This is a genomic window from Brachybacterium rhamnosum, assembly GCF_039526185.1.
In the GTDB taxonomy this organism is placed as follows: domain Bacteria; phylum Actinomycetota; class Actinomycetes; order Actinomycetales; family Dermabacteraceae; genus Brachybacterium; species Brachybacterium rhamnosum.
In genome coordinates this window covers 608836-626162 of record NZ_BAAAIS010000002.1, presented here as the reverse complement: position 1 = coordinate 626162, position 17327 = coordinate 608836, and the positions used below count along the sequence as shown (strand labels likewise).

The 17327-nt window shown below is 71.2% G+C and carries 16 protein-coding genes; 8 read left to right on the top strand and 8 right to left on the bottom strand.

What is annotated here, in order from left to right:
* Positions 1–4 precede the first annotated feature (4 nt).
* The 5 genes from ABD080_RS04725 to rpmH all read right to left on the bottom strand — a co-directional run bounded on the left by ABD080_RS04725 (position 5) and on the right by rpmH (position 2766).
* On the bottom strand, positions 5–658 hold the full coding sequence (locus ABD080_RS04725; RefSeq protein ID WP_343903814.1) for a Jag family protein: 654 nt from the start codon (positions 656–658) through the stop codon (positions 5–7).
* 78 nt (positions 659–736) lie between these two features.
* Positions 737–1846: a membrane protein insertase YidC gene (yidC, locus tag ABD080_RS04720; RefSeq protein ID WP_343903813.1), complete on the bottom strand. Its 1110-nt coding sequence runs from the start codon at positions 1844–1846 to the stop codon at positions 737–739.
* A gap of 37 nt (positions 1847–1883) precedes the next feature.
* Positions 1884–2219, bottom strand: coding sequence for a membrane protein insertion efficiency factor YidD (yidD, locus tag ABD080_RS04715; protein ID WP_343903812.1), 336 nt, complete (start codon positions 2217–2219; stop codon positions 1884–1886).
* Positions 2216–2602, bottom strand: coding sequence for a ribonuclease P protein component (rnpA, locus tag ABD080_RS04710; RefSeq protein WP_343903811.1), 387 nt, complete (start codon positions 2600–2602; stop codon positions 2216–2218). The genes yidD and rnpA overlap by 4 nt, the downstream gene beginning before the upstream one ends.
* 26 nt (positions 2603–2628) lie before the next feature.
* Complete coding sequence (gene rpmH / locus ABD080_RS04705) at positions 2629–2766, bottom strand: 50S ribosomal protein L34 (protein ID WP_137769387.1); 138 nt, start codon at positions 2764–2766, stop codon at positions 2629–2631.
* Between the two features lie 400 nt (positions 2767–3166).
* Between rpmH and dnaA the strand changes: the two genes are divergently transcribed.
* The 7 genes from dnaA to ABD080_RS04670 all read left to right on the top strand — a co-directional run bounded on the left by dnaA (position 3167) and on the right by ABD080_RS04670 (position 14732).
* The gene (gene dnaA / locus ABD080_RS04700; RefSeq protein WP_137769386.1) at positions 3167–4870 is read left to right on the top strand and encodes a chromosomal replication initiator protein DnaA; all 1704 of its coding nucleotides are present in this window, start codon (positions 3167–3169) and stop codon (positions 4868–4870) included.
* A 547-nt stretch (positions 4871–5417) separates the two neighbouring features.
* The gene (gene dnaN / locus ABD080_RS04695; protein WP_137769385.1) at positions 5418–6542 is read left to right on the top strand and encodes a DNA polymerase III subunit beta; all 1125 of its coding nucleotides are present in this window, start codon (positions 5418–5420) and stop codon (positions 6540–6542) included.
* Positions 6543–6561: 19 nt separating this feature from the next.
* The gene (gene recF, locus ABD080_RS04690) at positions 6562–7833 is read left to right on the top strand and encodes a DNA replication/repair protein RecF (RefSeq protein ID WP_343903810.1); all 1272 of its coding nucleotides are present in this window, start codon (positions 6562–6564) and stop codon (positions 7831–7833) included.
* Entirely contained in the window at positions 7830–8642 is an 813-nt protein-coding gene (locus ABD080_RS04685; protein WP_343903809.1) for a DciA family protein, read from the top strand. The genes recF and ABD080_RS04685 overlap by 4 nt, the downstream gene beginning before the upstream one ends.
* A 564-nt stretch (positions 8643–9206) precedes the next feature.
* On the top strand, positions 9207–11246 hold the full coding sequence (gene gyrB / locus ABD080_RS04680) for a DNA topoisomerase (ATP-hydrolyzing) subunit B (RefSeq protein ID WP_137771614.1): 2040 nt from the start codon (positions 9207–9209) through the stop codon (positions 11244–11246).
* A gap of 72 nt (positions 11247–11318) precedes the next feature.
* Positions 11319–14171: a DNA gyrase subunit A gene (gene gyrA / locus ABD080_RS04675; RefSeq protein WP_343903808.1), complete on the top strand. Its 2853-nt coding sequence runs from the start codon at positions 11319–11321 to the stop codon at positions 14169–14171.
* A gap of 3 nt (positions 14172–14174) precedes the next feature.
* Entirely contained in the window at positions 14175–14732 is a 558-nt protein-coding gene (locus ABD080_RS04670) for a DUF3566 domain-containing protein (protein ID WP_103385031.1), read from the top strand.
* A 76-nt stretch (positions 14733–14808) separates the two neighbouring features.
* Here the strand turns inward: ABD080_RS04670 and ABD080_RS04665 are convergent, their stop codons facing one another.
* Positions 14809–15651 carry an alpha/beta fold hydrolase gene (locus tag ABD080_RS04665; protein WP_137769382.1) on the bottom strand — a complete coding sequence of 281 codons (843 nt, stop codon included), beginning with the start codon at positions 15649–15651 and terminating at the stop codon, positions 14809–14811.
* A 95-nt stretch (positions 15652–15746) separates the two neighbouring features.
* On the opposite strand from ABD080_RS04665, the gene ABD080_RS04660 reads away from it, so the two are divergent.
* On the top strand, positions 15747–16313 hold the full coding sequence (locus tag ABD080_RS04660; RefSeq protein ID WP_137769381.1) for a TetR/AcrR family transcriptional regulator: 567 nt from the start codon (positions 15747–15749) through the stop codon (positions 16311–16313).
* Positions 16314–16328: 15 nt separating this feature from the next.
* Here ABD080_RS04660 and ABD080_RS04655 read toward each other — a convergent pair whose 3' ends face one another.
* Together ABD080_RS04655 and ABD080_RS04650 are read right to left on the bottom strand one after the other, a co-directional pair.
* Complete coding sequence (locus tag ABD080_RS04655) at positions 16329–16808, bottom strand: aminoacyl-tRNA deacylase (RefSeq protein WP_137769380.1); 480 nt, start codon at positions 16806–16808, stop codon at positions 16329–16331.
* 34 nt (positions 16809–16842) lie between these two features.
* Complete coding sequence (locus ABD080_RS04650; RefSeq protein WP_137769379.1) at positions 16843–17283, bottom strand: GNAT family N-acetyltransferase; 441 nt, start codon at positions 17281–17283, stop codon at positions 16843–16845.
* Between the last annotated feature and the right edge of the window lie 44 nt (positions 17284–17327).

Genomic DNA, 17327 nt, shown 5'->3' with positions numbered 1-17327 from the left:
GGCCTCAGGACGCCGGGTAGATCACGACGTGGCGGTTCTTGCCGTCACCGTCGGACTCGGAGCGCAGCCCCGCGCCCTTCGCGACGTCATGGACCACCTTGCGCTCGAAGGGGTTCATCGGGCGCAGCGGCACCGGCTCCCCGCCCGTGCGCGCCTGCTCCACGGCGTCCTCGGCGAGCTGCTCGAGGTCGCCCTTGTGCTCGGCGCGGAAGCCGCCGATGTCGAGCATGAGGCGCGAGCGGTTCCCGGTGCGGGTCTGCACCGCGAGGCGGGTCAGCTCCTGCAGCGCATCCAGGAGCTCGCCGCGCGGGCGGTTGAGCTTCGCGAGGCGCTCGGCGCCGGCGATCTCGACCGAGGCCCGGTCGCCGTCCACGTCGATGTCGATGTCGCCGTCGAGGTCCGCGATGTCGAGCAGCTCCTCGAGGTAGTCGGCGGCGATGTCGCCCTCCTCCTCGAGACGGCGCATGCGCTCCTCCGCGCTCTCGCGCGGCTCCTCCTCGGTGACGGCGGACTCGGGATGCTCGACCTCGGCCCCCTCAGCCGAGAGAGCCGAGGGGGTCGCGGCCGCGGGGGTCGGGGCGGCGGCGCTCTCGACGGCAGGGCTCTCGACGTCGGTGCGGTCCTCGCCCGGGGTCGGGTCGACGGTGGTGTCAGTCATGGGGATCTCCGTGATGATCGGGATGCGGGGAGGCGGTGCGGTCGACGGCGGGAGCACCGGTGCTCCCGCCGTCGGAGGTCACTTGCGGCGCTTCTTGCCGCCCTGGTTCTTCTTCGAGAGCGCGGAGCCGGAGGAGGGCTTGTCCTTCTCCTCGGCGGCCTTCGCCTCCTGCGCGGCGCGGCGGTCCGCCTGCGCCTTCTCGCGGGCGGCGCGGGCCTGCTCGAGGCGCTCCTGGTCGGAGAGCTTCTTGCCGCCGGCGGCCTTCTTGGGCTGCACGCGGATCGGCGCGGACTCCTCCTCGACGACCACGGCCGGCTTCTTCGGCGTGAAGTCGAGGGGCTCGAGGCCCTTGCGCTCGCGCTTGTCGTTGATGCGGCGGTGGCGCGAGGCCTCCGCCGGGGAGCCCGGGGTGGGGTAGGTGAGGACCACGATGAGCTGCTGGGCCAGGGTCCACAGGCTCGTGGTGAGCCAGTACATGAGCACACCGATCGGCATGCCCGGTCCCGTGATCACGTAGATGAACGGGAGCATGTACATCATCATCTTCTGCGTACTCGCCATCGGGCCCTCGAGGGCCGACGGGGGCATGTTGCGCATGGTCAGCTCCTTCTGGGTGATGAAGGTCGTCAGACACATGAGCGCGATGATGACGCCGGCGACGATCTTCGACGTGATGCCGCCGTCACCGGTCTTGAGGAAGCTGTCCGCGATGGTCGTGCTGCCCAGCAGGGTCGCGTGGTAGGCGCTCTTCGCGAGGTCCACGGTGAGCGGGCCGAAGGCCGCGCCGCCGGCCGCCTCGGGCAGCTTGTAGAAGAGCACGCGGAACAGGGCGAAGAAGATCGGCATCTGCAGCAGCAGCGGCAGGCACGAGGAGAGCGGGGAGGCTCCGGCCTCCTTGTAGACCGCCTGCATCTCCGTCGCCATCTTCTGGCGGGACTCCGGGTCGGTCTTGCCCTTGTACCGCTTCTGCAGCGCCTGCAGCTGCGGGGAGACCGCCTGCATCGCGCGGGAGGAGCGGATCTGCCGGATGAACAGCGGCGTGATGATGACGCGGACCACGACGGTGAGGGCCACGATGGAGAGCATCCACGTCCAGCCGGAGTTCGGGTCCATGACGAGGCCCAGGAGCGCATGGAACTTCACCATGATCCATGCGACGGCCCACTCGATGGGGTACAGGGGATTCATCGGCCTGGTCTTCCTGCCGCCCGGATGCGCATGTCGTTCATGCGATGTGACGGCTGTGGTCGGGAGTCTCGGACAAGGGTAGGCCCTCGGCGGCAGGGCGCCGTAGACGGCGTGGATTGCTCCACATGCCCGGGGCGGGCACCGGATCGTGCCCCCCTCGGGTGAGGGGGTTGCACCGCAGGATGCGGTACGTGGTCAGCAGGGTCCCCTTGACGGCGCCGTGCACGTGCAGGGCCTCGATGCCGTACTGCGAGCACACCGGGGAGTACCGGCAGGCCGGAGGGGTGTAGGGCGAGATCCCCACCTGGTAGGCGCGCAACGGCAGTATGAGCAGCCGTCGCGGCGCCCGGGCGATCGCGCGCAGGGCGCTCATGACGCGCCCGACGCTGCGGCGCGACGCTTCTCGAGCTTGCGGGTCGCGGTCCCGAGCGCCCCCAGGACCTCGTCCTCGAGGTCCGTGAACGGGATCTGCTCGATCCCGGGCAGGGCTCGCAGCACGGTGGTCGACCCGGTCGGGAACTCCGCGAGGTGATGGCGGACGATCTCCCGGAAGCGGCGGGCCACCCGGTGGCGGATCACCGAGTTGCCGACCTTCTTGGACACGACGAATCCCACGCGGGGTGCATCATCGCCCTGCTCCAGCAGGGCGAGATGCACGACCACGTGGGATCGGGCGCTGCGGACGCCTCCTCGGGTGACGGCGCTGAAGTCGTCGGAGGAGCGCAGGCGGTGCCGGGACCAGGTCGAGCCGGCCACGGGAACCCGCTCGCGGTCGCCGAGCCTCAGGCGGAGAGCTCGGAGCGGCCCTTGGCGCGGCGGGCGTTGACGATGGCGCGGCCGGCGCGGGTGCGCATGCGGGCGCGGAAGCCGTGCTTCTTGGCGCGGCGGCGGTTGTTCGGCTGGAACGTGCGCTTGGACATCGGTTCTCCTCGGTCGTGGGCACTGACGTGCCCCTCACGGTGGCGTGTGGTCCGCTGCACGGACGGATCGGTTCTCCTGCCGGGGAGGCAGGACGTGAGCCGGGGGAAGGACCGACCGGCGGACGATTCACACGGTCCGACGGCGGGTCCGGAGGGGACCGGGGAACCGTCGGGCCGACGCGCAGCGCTGACTGCACGAGTTTAGGGGCGGGTGCACAGGGGGTCAACGGATCCTAGGCGCCGGGGCGCCCGGTGTGGCCCGATTCTCACGTGTCGCTCGTGGCGCACCTCTCCCTCGTGAGGGGTCCCGAGGATCCACAGTTCTCCACAGTCCCGGTCCACAATGGACGGGGAACCTGTGGAAAACTACCCCGACACCCGCCCCGCGATGGAGACCGAGATGAACGACGCGCAGCCCGATGCGATCTGGGATCGCACCCTGGCGACCCTGCGCCAGGACAGCGCCGTCTCCACGCGCGCGTTCGCGATGCTCAGCCTGTCCCGTCTGATGGCCGTCGTGGCGGACACCGCCCTGCTCGCAGCGCCGAACACCTCGGCGAAGGAGCTCTTCGAGAACCGCATCGCGGGCGCCCTGAAGGACGCGCTGCGGGAGGCGACCGGACGCGAGACCCGCTTCGCCGTCACGGTCGACGAGTCGCTCATGCTCGAGGACGACGACGAGCCGGCACGTCCCCCCGCCGCGACCTCGGGTTCCGCCCCGCGGAATGCACAGGATGTGGACAACTCTGTGGACAGCGCTGCGGCGGAGGTCCACCGCGAGGCCCCGTTCCGCGCGAACGGGTCCGTCCGGCCCGACGGGCGCGACGGCGCCCGCGCCGTGCTCCCCGTCACGCCGTCCTCCTCGAGCGCCGCCTCCACGAGCGCCGAGGCCGACGGCGCGATCGCCCCGGCGGACGTCGCCGAGGCCGGTCGCGGCTTCTCCGAGACCTCCCCCTACACGGGCTACTCGGGCGCCTCCGCCCCCTCCCCGATGCCGGCCCCGCGCCGACCCCGTCCGGTGGACCCGGGCGGCTCGACCCTCGGCGAGGACTCACGGCTCAACGCCAAGTACACCTTCGACACCTTCGTCATCGGCTCCTCGAACCGCTTCGCGCAGGCCGCGGCCTCCGCCGTCGCGGAGACCCCCGCGAAGGCCTACAACCCGCTGTTCATCTACGGCGGCTCGGGGCTGGGAAAGACGCACCTGCTGCACGCGGTGGGCCACTACGCCAAGAGCCTCTACCCGGACGTCGTCGTGCGGTACGTGAACTCCGAGGAGTTCACCAACGACTTCATCAACTCCGTGCAGTCCGGCCAGTTCGGCAAGGCGCAGGAGTTCCAGCGGCGGTACCGGGACATCGACATCCTGCTCATCGACGACATCCAGTTCCTGCAGCGGGCCCCGGAGACGATGGAGGCCTTCTTCCACACGTTCAACTCGCTGCACAACACGGACAAGCAGATCGTCATCACCTCGGACCTCCCTCCCAAGGAGCTCGGGGGCTTCGAGGACCGCATGCGCTCCCGCTTCGAGATGGGGCTCATGACCGACGTGCAGCCGCCGGACCTCGAGACCCGCATCGCGATCCTCCGCAAGAAGGTCGCGCAGGAGAACACGGGCGAGGTCCCGCACGACGTCCTGGAGTACATCGCCTCCCACATCGCGACGAACATCCGCGAGCTCGAGGGGGCCCTGATCCGCGTGCAGGCGCTGCACTCGCTCTCCCGGCAGCCGATGGACGTCACCCTCGCCGCGAGCGTCCTCAAGGACCTGCTCTCCCACGACGACGGCACCCAGATCACGGCCTCGACGATCATCGCGCAGACGGCCACGTACTTCGGGCTCTCCGTCGAGGAGATCGTGGGCACCGGCCGCAGCCGCCGGCTCGTCTCGGCACGGCAGATCGCGATGTACCTGTGCCGGGAGCTCACGGACATGCCGCTGATCCGCATCGGCGAGGAGTTCGGCGGCCGTGATCACACGACCGTGATGCACGCCAACAAGAAGATCTCGGAGCTCATGAAGGAGCGACGCGCGATCTTCAACCAGGTCACCGAGCTCACCGCGAAGATCAAGAGCTCGAACTCCGCCTCGCGCTCCTGAGGGGTCCCGCGGATCGGGCCGCAGCAGCGCTGCGACCTGCGCGAGGAGCGGGAGATGACAGGTCTCCGCGAGTCCCTGTCGTCCCCAATGTGGACAACTCTGTGGACAGTGTGGATCGACGGATGTTCCCGCAGGAGCCGATGTGCACGGATGAATGACAGGAATCCGGCGATGAGCGGAGGGTGTGCACACTCCGCCCACGTCGAGGATCGACGTCTCCACAGATCGAGGGGATGACATGTTCCGCGTACGACCTGCACGGATGAGGGTTGTCCACCGGATCCACAGCCGTGAAGAAGAGGTCTGTAGTTCTCTAGCTCGACGGGGATGTGGATGAGGGGGCGCTGCCGGGACGTGTGATCCGGCGGCGGTGATCGCGGGGCGCGGGGAGGGCGGCAAGGACGGAGAAGGCTCGAGCGTGGGCGGTTCGCCGCATCAGCGCGAGCGCGGATGTCAAGGATCCTCGCCGGTGCGTCGTCGGGAGCGCGGAGTTACCGATACGCTGGGCCCCGTTCTGACGATCGACCACTGCGAAGGAGTGGCAACGGTGAAGTTCCACCTCGACCGCGGCGTCCTCGGGGACGCCGTCACCTGGGCCACCCGCACCCTCCCCGTCCGCCCGGCGATGCCGATCCTGCAGGGTGTGCGGATCGTGGCCGATGCCGCCGGCCAGCTGCAGCTCTCGACCTTCGACTACGAGGTCAGCGCGCAGATCTCGCTCGACGCCGAGGTGGAGCAGCCCGGTGAGGTGCTCGTCCAGGGCCGCATGCTCTCCGACATCGTCCGCGCCCTCCCGAACAAGAACGTGAGCGTCGCCCTCGAGGGGACGAAGCTCCAGGTCCGCTGCGGATCGGCGCGCTTCGCCCTCGCGACCCTCCCCGTCGAGGAGTACCCGCAGCTGCCGGCGATGCCCGACCGCGCCGGCTCCGTGCCCGCGGACGTCTTCTCCGAGGCGATCTCGCAGGTCACCGTCGCCGCCTCGAAGGACGACACCCTGCCCCTGCTGACCGGCGTGAAGGTCGAGACCAGCGGCGAGACCATGACGCTCATGGCGACCGACCGCTACCGCCTCGCGCTGCGAGAGCTGACCTGGAACCCGGACACCCCCGGCACCGAGCACACCGCCCTGGTGCGCGGCCGCACCCTCCACGAGGTCGCCCGCTCGCTCTCCACCGGCGGCAGCGTCGAGATCGCCCTCGCGCAGGAGTCCTCCGCGAACCTCATCGGCTTCGAGGCCGGCGGTCGCCGCACCACGTCGACCCTCGTGGACGGCGAGTACCCGCCCGTGCGCCGGCTGTTCCCCGAGACCACCGCGATCACCGCCGTCGTCTCCACCGCCGCCCTGATCGACGCGGTCAAGCGCGTCTCCCTCGTCGCCGAGCGCAACACCCCCGTGCGGCTGTCCTTCACCGAGGGCCAGGTCGCCCTCGAGGCCGGCGCCGGTGACGACGCCCAGGCCAGCGAGGTGCTCGAGGCGCAGCTCGAGGGCGAGGACCTCGTGGTGGGCTTCAACTCCGGCTTCCTGCTCGACGGCCTCGGCGCGCTGGGCAAGGACTTCGCCCGGCTCACCTTCACCGACTCGATCAAGCCCTCCGTCATGTGCGGCCAGGAGTCCCTCGAGGGCACCCCGGACACCTCGTACCGGTACCTGATCATGCCGATGCGGATCTGAGGGAGGGAGACTTCCCTCCGTGCAGCTGACCTCCCTCGAGCTCACCGACTTCCGCTCGTACCCCCGTCTCGACCTGCCCGTCCGCCCCGGCATCACCGTGCTCGTGGGCCGGAACGGCCAGGGCAAGACCAATGTCGTCGAGGCGCTGTGGTACCTCGCGACGCTCTCGAGCCATCGCGTCCCCCACGACGCGGCCCTCGTGCACCGCGGCTCCTCGACCGCGATCGTCCGCGCCTCGTTCGTGCGCGCGGGGCGACCGCTCCAGGTGGACCTCGAGATCACGCCGGGCCGCGCGAACCGCGCCCGACTGCAGGGGCAGAACGTCTCGCGCCTGCGTGACCTCCTGGGCGAGGTGCGCGCCGTGCTCTTCGCCCCCGAGGACCTGGGCCTGGTCAAGGGTGATCCCGAGGGCCGGCGACGTTTCCTCGATGAGCTGCTCTTCGTCATCGCCCCCCGCTACGCCTCGGTCAAGGCGGACTACGACCGGGTGCTCAAGCAGCGCTCGAACCTGCTCAAGCAGATGCGCTCGATGCGCCGCGGCGGCATCGGTCGCAGCGTGGGAGGGCTGGACCCGGCCGAGTCCGCGGCGAGCACGCTCGAGGTGTGGGACCAGCAGCTCGCCCGCCACGGCGCGGAGCTGCTGCGCGCGCGCCTGCACCTCGTGAACCGGCTCCGCCCGCACCTCGGCTACTCCTACCTGCGGGTCGCGACTGACGAGGGCGCCGACTCCGCGCTCGACCTCCCTCCCGCGCAGCGCGGCGAGGTGAGCTCCCCGGCGGACGTCGCCTATCGCTCCGCCGTGCTCGACGAGCTGGGCGCGGCCCCCGGTGAGCTGCCGCCGACCGCGCAGATCCATGACGCGCTGCTGGCCCTGATCGCCGCCCGGCACGACGAGGAGATCGACCGCGGCGTCACCCTGACCGGACCGCATCGCGACGACCTCGAGATCCGTCTCCACGACTTCCCCGCGAAGGGCTACGCGAGCCACGGCGAGTCCTGGTCCCTCGCGCTCGCCCTGCGCCTGGCCAGCTACGACCTGCTGCGCCTGGAGGAGGGGGACCTCGGGGACGGGGAGCCGATCCTCGTGCTCGACGACGTCTTCAGCGAGCTCGACGTGCACCGTCGGGAGCGTCTGGGCCGCATCGTCACGGGCGCCTCGCAGGTGCTCATCACGACTGCGAACGACAGCGACATCCCCGCCTCGCTCGAGGGGTCGATCCAGCTCGTGGACGTGACCCTCGGGCACGCGGTCCCGCGGGGTGACGGCACGGCGCAGGGCACCGCGCCATGAGCGGGCGGCCGCCCGCGCACGGACCGCGGCGACCGCGGCTCGCGAACCCCTACGACCTCTCGACCTGGTCCGGGACCCCTGCCGCGGCACCGGAGCCCGAGCCGGAGCCGGGAACCGAGCCCGTCGCGACCCCCGCACGGACCACGGGTGACCGCCGCTCCCCGTCGCGGGGCGCGCGTGGCTCCGCACCGAGCGCGCACCGCGACCCGGAGCCGTGGGCGGGGGCACGGGACGACGCCGAGCCGTCCCCCGTCGCCGAGGAGGAGGTGGACCCGCCGCCGCTGCCGCGGCCGGACGATCCCTTCGAGCTCGCGCGCCGCGCCGTGAACCGCTCCCGCGCCGCCGCGCGCGACCGCGGTCTCTTCCCGATCTCCGCCAAGACCCAGGCGCGGGACGCCCGCGACCGCTCGGGCCGCTCACCCGGCTACTCGGGAGCACGCCCCGACCCGCGCGACCCGCAGGGCATCGAGTCGGTGCTGCGCAAGGTGCTCGGGAACCTGGGCTGGAACGCGGGGATGAGCACGGGACGTGTGCTCGAGGAGTGGGACGAGATCGTGGGCGAGCGCGTCGCGACCCACTGCCGGCCCGTCTCCTTCGAGGAGGGCGTGCTCGTGGTGAGCGCGAGCTCCTCCGCGTGGGCGGCGCAGATGCGCATGCTCACCCCGCAGCTGATCACCTCGATCGAGGAGCACGTGGGTGCGCACGTGGTCTCCGAGCTGCGCGTGACCGGCCCCGCGGCGGCGGAGCGCAGCTGGAAGAAGGGGCGCCGCACCGTCCAGTGGAGGGGCCCGCGGGACACCTACGGCTGAGCCCCGTCCGCGGGGAGGGAGCCGTCCCCGCAGGCGCCCCGCTGCCGCGTCAGCACCCCGGGAGGGGTACGGGCCCTCGTCCTCACCCCTGCGGGACGGTCCCAGCGGCCGTCATGCACCGCCTGAGGGGATCTGGGCGTTGCGTCGTCCACAGCTCCAGGGTGTTCCTGCGGCTGTGCACCGCCCCCGTCCGGTAGACTGGGCGAGGTCCGGCCGACGGTCGCCGGCGACGCCCGGGAGCCCGGTGCGCGCCTGCCGCCGCCCGAGCCTCCGGCCCTCGCGAGGGGACCGGATGCGGCCGGCATCCCGCCACCGCGGCCCGCGGTGCTCGCGCGCGTGCGCGCGCCACCATCATGGGCCGTCGCCGTGCGGAGGTGCCGATCGTCGGTCACGCCGGACCGCCCGCCCCCGGAGCTCCACCCGCCGGGGGTCCCAGATCGCGAGGAGCAGCAACAGGTGAGCGAGAGCGACCACAGCACGGCCGAGCAGGCAGCCGGCCCCGAGGGCACCGTCCCCGGAGACACCGCAGGAGGCGCACCCGCCTCCGGCACCCCGGGACCGGAGGTGACGCTCTCCGCAGGTGAGGTCGCGGCGCACGCGCCCACCCACTACGACGCCTCGGACATCACCGTCCTCGAGGGCCTCGAGGCGGTGCGCAAGCGCCCTGGCATGTACATCGGCTCCACCGGTGAGCGCGGCCTCCACCACATGGTGCAGGAGATCGTCGACAACTCCGTGGACGAGGCCATGGCCGGCCACGGCGACTCGATCGAGGTCACGCTGCTCGAGGACGGCGGCGTCCGCGTCGTCGACCACGCCCGCGGCATCCCGGTCGCGATGCACCCCACCGAGGGCAAGCCGGCCGTCGAGCTGGTGCTCACCGTCCTCCACGCGGGCGGCAAGTTCGGCGGGGGCGGCTACGCCGTCTCCGGCGGCCTGCACGGCGTGGGCTCCTCCGTCGTCAACGCCCTCTCGACCCGGATGGCGGTGGAGATCCGTCGCGACGGCCACGTCTGGCGCCAGTCCTACGCGCGCGGCGTGCCCGAGGTCCCGCTCGAGAAGGGCGAGGAGACCGAGGAGACCGGCACCACGATCACCTTCTGGGCTGACGGCGAGATCTTCGACGAGACCGTCTACGACTTCGAGACGCTCCGCAAGCGCTTCCAGCAGATGGCGTTCCTCAACAAGGGACTGCGGATCTCGCTCACCGACGAGCGCACCCCGGAGGCCGAGGAGGACCCGGACCTCGTCGACGTCGAGATCGACGGCCCCGACGCCACGGAGGCCAAGGACAAGGGCCCGCGCACCGTCTCCTACCGCTACGAGCGGGGGCTGCAGGACTACGTCGAGTTCATCAACTCCGCCAAGCGCGCCGAGGTCATCCACCCCGACGTCGTCTCCTTCGAGTCCGAGGACACCGAGGCGCAGATCAGCGTCGAGGTCGCCATGCAGTGGACAACCGCCTACTCCGAGTCGGTGCACACCTACGCCAACACGATCAACACCCATGAGGGCGGCACCCACGAGGAGGGCTTCCGCAGCGCGCTGACCTCGATCGTCAACCGCTACGGCAAGGCGCAGGGCATCCTCAAGGAGAAGGACGCCAACCTCACGGGCGAGGACATCCGCGAGGGCCTCACCGCCGTGATCTCGGTGAAGCTCGGCGAGCCGCAGTTCGAGGGCCAGACCAAGACCAAGCTCGGCAACACCGTGGCCCGCACCTTCATGGTCAAGGTCATGACGGACCAGCTGCAGGACTGGTTCGTGTCGCACCCGCAGGAGGCCAAGTCGATCGTCCTGAAGGGCCAGGCCGCCGCGGCCGCCCGCGAGGCGGCCCGCAAGGCGCGCGACGCGACGCGTCGGAAGTCCCCGCTCGAGACCGGCGGCATGCCGGGCAAGCTGCGTGACTGCTCCTCCCGCAACCCCGGGGAGTGCGAGATCTTCATCGTCGAGGGCGACTCGGCCGGAGGCTCCGCCGTCTCCGGGCGCGACCCGCGCACCCAGGCGATCCTCCCGATCCGCGGCAAGATCCTCAACGTCGAGAAGGCGCGGCTGGACCGCGCCCTGGACAACCAGGAGGTCCGTTCGCTGATCACGGCCTTCGGCACGGGGATCGGCGAGGACTTCGACGCCACCAAGCTCCGCTACCACAAGATCATCCTGATGGCGGATGCCGACGTCGACGGCCAGCACATCTGCACCCTGCTGCTGACCCTGCTGTTCCGCTACATGCGCCCGCTCATCGAGCTCGGCCACGTGTTCATCGCGATGCCGCCGCTGTACCGCCTGAAGTGGTCCAACGCCCCGCACGAGTACGTGTTCAGCGACGAGGAGCGCAACGCGAACCTCGAGACGGGCCGCGCGGCCGGCAAGCGGATCCCCAAGGACAACGGCATCCAGCGCTACAAGGGCCTCGGCGAGATGGACTGGAAGGAGCTGCAGACCACCACCATGGACCGCGACTCCCGCACCCTCAAGCAGGTCACCGTGGACGAGGCGGCCGACGCCGACACCATCTTCTCCGTGCTCATGGGTGACGACGTCGATGCGCGCCGTCGCTTCATCCAGGAGAACGCGAAGGACGTCCGCTTCCTCGACATCTGATCCCGGACCCCGGCGCAGCGCCCCGCGCGCCCGCGGTCCCTCCCCTGACCGGCCACCGCTGAAAGGCCTTCCATGAGCGACACCCCTGACACGCCTCAGGACCCCACGACCCCCGATGAGCCCGTCGTCCCCGAGGACGGCGCCGCGGGCGACGCCATGAGCGGGGTCGGCGACGCCGCCCTGCCGGGCGCCCCCGCCGGCCCCACCCCCGAGGGCGCGACGGAGGTCTCCGCCGCGGAGGCCGAGGCCCGCACCGTCACCCTCGTCGACCCGCTCGACGACGGCGAGGGCGACCGCGTCACCCAGGTCGACCTCAACCAGGAGATGCAGAGGTCCTACCTCGACTACGCGATGAGCGTGATCGTGGGGCGTGCGCTCCCGGACGTCCGCGACGGCATGAAGCCCGTGCACCGCCGCATCGTCTACGCGATGTACGACGGCGGCTACCGCCCCGACCGCTCCTTCTCGAAGTGCGCGAAGGTCGTCGGCGAGGTCATGGGCAACTACCACCCCCACGGCGACTCGGCGATCTACGACGCCATGGTGCGCCTCGTGCAGCCGTGGTCGATGCGGTACCCGCTGATCCTGGGCCAGGGCAACTTCGGCTCGGCCGGCGACGACGGCGCGGCCGCCCCCCGGTACACCGAGTGCAAGATGGCACCGCTCGCCCTCGAGCTCGTCCGCGACATCGACCAGGACACGGTCGACATGCAGGACAACTACGACGGCACCGTCGACGAGCCGATGATCCTCCCGGCCCGCTTCCCGAACCTGCTGGTCAACGGCTCCGCCGGCATCGCGGTCGGCATGGCGACGAACATCCCGCCGCACAACCTGCGCGAGGTCGCCGAGGCCGTGCAGTGGCTGCTGACGAACCCGGAGGCGACGAAGCCGGAGCTGCTCGAGGCGTGCCTGCGCTTCATCAAGGGCCCCGACTTCCCCACGGGTGCGACGATCGTGGGCACCAAGGGCATCGAGGAGGCGTACCGCACCGGGCGCGGCTCGATCACCCAGCGCGCCGTCGTCTCCACCGAGGAGATCAACGGGCGCATGTCGCTCGTCGTCACGGAGCTGCCCTACCAGGTCAACCCCGACACCCTCGCCCGCAAGATCGCGGAGCTCGTGAAGCTCGGCCGCCTGCAGGGCATCGCCGACATCACCGACGAGACCTCGGGCCGCACCGGCCAGCGCCTCGTGCTGACCCTCAAGCGGGACGCCGTGGCGAAGGTGGTGCTGAACAACCTCTACAAGCACACCCAGCTGCAGGAGAACTTCTCCGCGAACATGCTGGCGCTCGCCGGCGGCGTGCCGCGCACGCTCTCGATCGACTCCTTCGTCCGCGAGTGGACGAAGCACCAGATCGAGGTCATCGTGCGGCGCACCCGGTACCGCCTGCGCAAGGCCGAGGAGCAGATCCACATCTACCGCGGCTACCTCAAGGCGCTCGACGCGCTCGACGAGGTCATCGCGCTGATCCGCCGCTCCCCGGACGCCGACGAGGCGCGCGTGGGCCTCATGGGCCTGCTCGAGATCGACGAGATCCAGGCCAACGCGATCCTCGCGATGCAGCTGCGACGCCTGGCCGCCCTCGAGCGCCAGAAGATCATCGACGAGCACGACCGCCTGCAGGCGCTCATCGAGGAGTACAAGGCGATCCTCGCCTCCCCCGAGCGGCAGCGGCAGATCGTCTCCGAGGAGCTCGGCGAGATCGTCGACAAGTACGGCGACGAGCGCCGCACGCGCATCCTGCCCTTCGACGGCGACATGTCGATGGAGGACCTCATCCCCGAGGAGGACGTGGTCGTCACGATCACGCGGGGCGGCTACGTCAAGCGCACCCGCACCGACCAGTACCGCGCCCAGAAGCGCGGCGGCAAGGGCGTGCGCGGCGCGTCCCTGCGCACGGACGACGTGGTCGAGCACTTCTTCACCACGACCACCCACCAGTGGATCCTGTTCTTCACCAACCAGGGGCGCGTCTACCGTGCCAAGGGCTACGAGCTCCCCGAGGCGCCGCGTGACGCCAAGGGTCAGCACGTCGCGAACCTCATGGCCTTCCAGCCGGACGAGCACATCGCCTCCGTGCTCGCGATCGACGGCTACGAGGACGCCGAGTACCTGGTGCTCGCCACCCGCTCGGGCCTCGTGAAGAAGACCGCGATGACGGCCTACGACTCGAACCGCACCGGCGGCATCATCGCGATCAACCTGCGCGACGTCGACGGTCCCGACGGCCCCGAGCCGGACCGCGTGATCGCCGCGCGGGCCGTGGACGAGGACGATCAGCTGCTGCTGGTCTCCCGCAACGGCCAGAGCGTGCGCATGCCCGCCGCGGACGACGTCCTGCGCCCGATGGGCCGCTCCACGAGCGGCGTGACCGGCATGAAGTTCCGTGAGGACGACGAGCTGCTCGCGATGGACGTGGTGCGGCCGGGGACCTTCGTGGTCACCGTGACCGACGGCGGCTTCGCCAAGCGCACCGATGTCGATGAGTACCGCGTGCAGGGCCGCGGCGGCCTGGGCATCCGGGTCGCGAAGCTGCCCGACGACCGCGGTCACCTCGTGGGCGCGGCCGTCGTCCAGGAGACCGACGAGCTGCTCGTCGTCATGGCCAAGGGTCGCGTGGTCCGCTCGAAGGTGGCGGAGGTCCCCGCGAAGGGCCGCACCACCATGGGCGTCACGTTCGCCAAGCCCGACAAGGCCGACACCATCCTGTTGGTCACCACGAGCGCCGAGTCCGAGATCGACGAGGAGGCGGTCGACCCCGAGGAGCGGCCCGATCTCGAGCCGGCCGCGGGTGGCGATGCTGTGGAGGCTCCGTCCGAGGGTGACGCCGGTGCGGAACCGGGGACCGCTGACGGGCTAGGCTCTGACCAGTCCGACCCGGCCGAAGCCGGGACCGACGCCGACATCACCGAGGAGTGATCCGTGACCTCGAGCACCTCCAAGGGGACCTCGCCCGACGAGACCTCGTCGCTTCCCGCCTTCCAGGAGAAGGGGAAGGCCGCCCGCACGGGCAGCGCGCCCTCGCCCTCCGAGGCCGGCCTGGGCAGCGGCAGGGGGTCCGCCGGCAAGGGCGCCTCCCGCAGCCCCGTGAAGAAGCCCGCCGGGGACGCCGAGCGCCGCGGCCCGCGCCGTGTGCGGCTGACCCTCGCCCGGATCGACCCGTTCTCGGTGATGAAGCTGTCCTTCCTCGTCGCGCTCGCGATCGGCCTGGCGACCGTGGTGGCCGTGGTGCTGCTGTGGAACCTCGTCGACGCGATCGGCCTGTGGGCGCAGATCGACCAGCTGGGCAAGGACCTCAACGGCGGTGACGCGCTGCCGTTCATGGACTTCTTCAGCTTCTCGAAGTTCGTCTCCTACGGGACCGTGGTGGCCGTGGTGAACGTCGTGATCATCACGGCGCTCGGCACGCTGCTGGCGTTCCTGTACAACCTCGTCGCCGCCCTGCTGGGCGGGCTGAAGTTCACCTTCACCGACGACTGATCCGGGCCCCGGCGCGGAGAGCAGCGGGCGCGCACCCCTCGAGGGGTGCGCGCCCGCTGTCGTCGTCCCTGGTGCCTCAGGCGCCGACGAAGGGCAGCAGCGCCGCGTTGACCTCCTCGGCGTGGGTGCGCAGCAGGCCGTGCGGCGCGCCCTCGATCTCGACGTACTCGGCGTCCGGCAGCAGCGCGTGGAAGCGGCGTCCGGTCGCGTCGATCGGGAGGATGCGGTCTCCGGTGCCGTGGAGGATGAGCACGGGCAGACCCGTCTCCTTCACGGCGGCGACGTCCCCGCGGAAGTCCTCGATCCAGCTGGGGACGACGGCGTAGGCGCCGGTGGGGGCGCTCGAGATGGCCACGTTCCAGCTGCCGTCCACGGCCTCCTGGCTGATCCGGGAGCCGAGGGTCTCGTCGAGGTTGTAGAAGTCGGCGAAGAACTGGGTGTACCAGGCGTAGCGGTCGCCGCGGGCGGCCTCGACGATGCCGTCGAAGACGCTCTGGTCCACGCCCTCGGGGTTGTCCTCGCGCCGGACGAGGAAGGGCTCGAGCGAGGCGAGGAAGGCGAGGCGCGCGATGCGCTCGTGGCCGTGGCGGGCGACGTAGCGGGCGAGCTCGCCGGTGCCCATCGAGAAGCCGACGAGGGTGACGTCGCGCAGGTCGAGGGTCTCGAGGACCTGGTGGAGGTCGTCGGCGAAGGTGTCGTAGTCGTAGCCGGTGGTGACCTTCGAGGACTTCCCGAAGCCGCGGCGGTCGTAGGTGATGACGCGGTGGCCGGACTCGAGCAGGGCGCGGGTCTGCAGCTCCCAGCTGTGGCCGTCGAGCGGGTAGCCGTGGATGAGGAGGACGGGGCGGCCCTCGCCGTGGTCCTCGTAGTACAGCTCGACGGGGGTGGAGTTCTCGGTGCCGACGGTGATGGTCCCCATGACGGGTGTCCTTCCGGAAGAGGTGAGAACGGGCGTTCTCGCCGATGGATCACAAACTAGAGAACGCGCGTTCTCGTGTCAAGTACCATGACGGGATGGACGAGGACGAGGCCCGCGAGAGGATCCTGGCGACGGCGGAGCGGCTCTACTACGAGCGCGGCTACGGCGCCGTCGGCATGGACGCGCTGCGCACCGAGGCCGGCGTCTCCCTGCGCCGGCTCTACGGGCTCTTCCCCTCCAAGGAGGACATCGTCGCTGCGGTGCTCGCCCGCCGCCGCGTGGAGTGGGAGGACGCGCTCGCCGCGAAGGTCGACCTCGCCGGGGAGGACCGCCGCGCACGCATGCTCGCCGTCTTCGACCACCTCGCCGAATGGTTCGTGGACCCCACCTTCCGCGGCTGCGCCTTCCTGCGCGCCTGGGGCGAGCTCTCCGGGACCGACGAGCAGGTCGCGCAGATCGTCCGCGACCACAAGGCCGCCTTCCAGCGCACCATGGTCGAGCTCGTGGGGGAGGACGTGGCCGGCGGGGAGCAGCTCGCCGCCCAGCTCTCCCTGCTCGCCGAGGGCGCTCAGTCCACCGCCGCGATCGCCGGCGAGCCCAGCGCCGCGGCCCATGCCCGCGCCGCCGCCGAGGTGCTCGTGGACCACGCCCTCGCCGCCTGAGCGGGGCGAGGGCGCTCAGCCCTGCTGGAGCTCGGTGACGTCGGCGACCTGTGCGTCGAGGAAGCCGAGCGCGGCCTCGGCGCTCACCGTTGCGGCCGTGCCGTGCGCCCCCGCGCCCACGGAGATCCGACGCTCCGGGTCCCCCACGAGGGAGGCGTCCGCGACGACCGGCCAGGCCGTCGTCGAACCGAAGGGCGTGATGGTGCCGCGCTCGTATCCGGTGACGTCCTTCGCGACCTCCTTGTCCGGCATGGACAGGCGGTTCACGCCGAGCAGCGACCGCAGCAGCGGCCAGGAGATCTCCCGGTCCCCGGGGACGAGCACGAACAGGAAGTCGCCCTCGCCGCGCCGCACCACGAGTGTTTTCACGATGTCCCGCGACTGCACGCCGCGGGCGGCCGCCGCCTCCGCGAGGGAGCCCACCCGCCCGTGGCGGGTGATCTCGAAGTCGAGGCCCGAGGCCTCCAGGGCGTCGATCGCGCGCTGCTCGTTCATGCCGCCAGCCTAGGCGCGCGCCCGCCCGAGCGGCTCAGCGCCGCCGCCGCACCATCCACGCCTCGGGGTCCTCGAGCGCCTCGAAGCCCGCACGGACGTAGAGCGAAGCCCCCTCCGGCGAGGCCTTGAGCAGCACGCGCTTCAGGCCCAGGGGCTCGAGGTCCGCGAGGATCCCGTCCACGAGGGCGGCGCCGAGTCCCCGGGAACGATGGGCGGGGTCGACAACGACGTCCGCGAGCCAGGCGAAGGTCACGCTGTCGGTGACGATGCGCGCGTAGCCGACCTGCCGTCCCGTGGCCCGCTCGAGCAGGCCGTAGTTGCGGGACACCGCGACGATCGCCACCTGCTGCTCGCGGCTCCGACCGGCCGCCCAGTATGCGTGGTCCAGCAGCAGCCGGTGCACGCGCGCGACGTCGATGCGCTCGCGCTCGGTCGTGAGCTCGTAGGCGGGATCCAGGGCGGCGGGGGAGGTCATGGCACCAGTCTCCGCGGCGACGAGCCTGCCCTGCGGCGACGGCC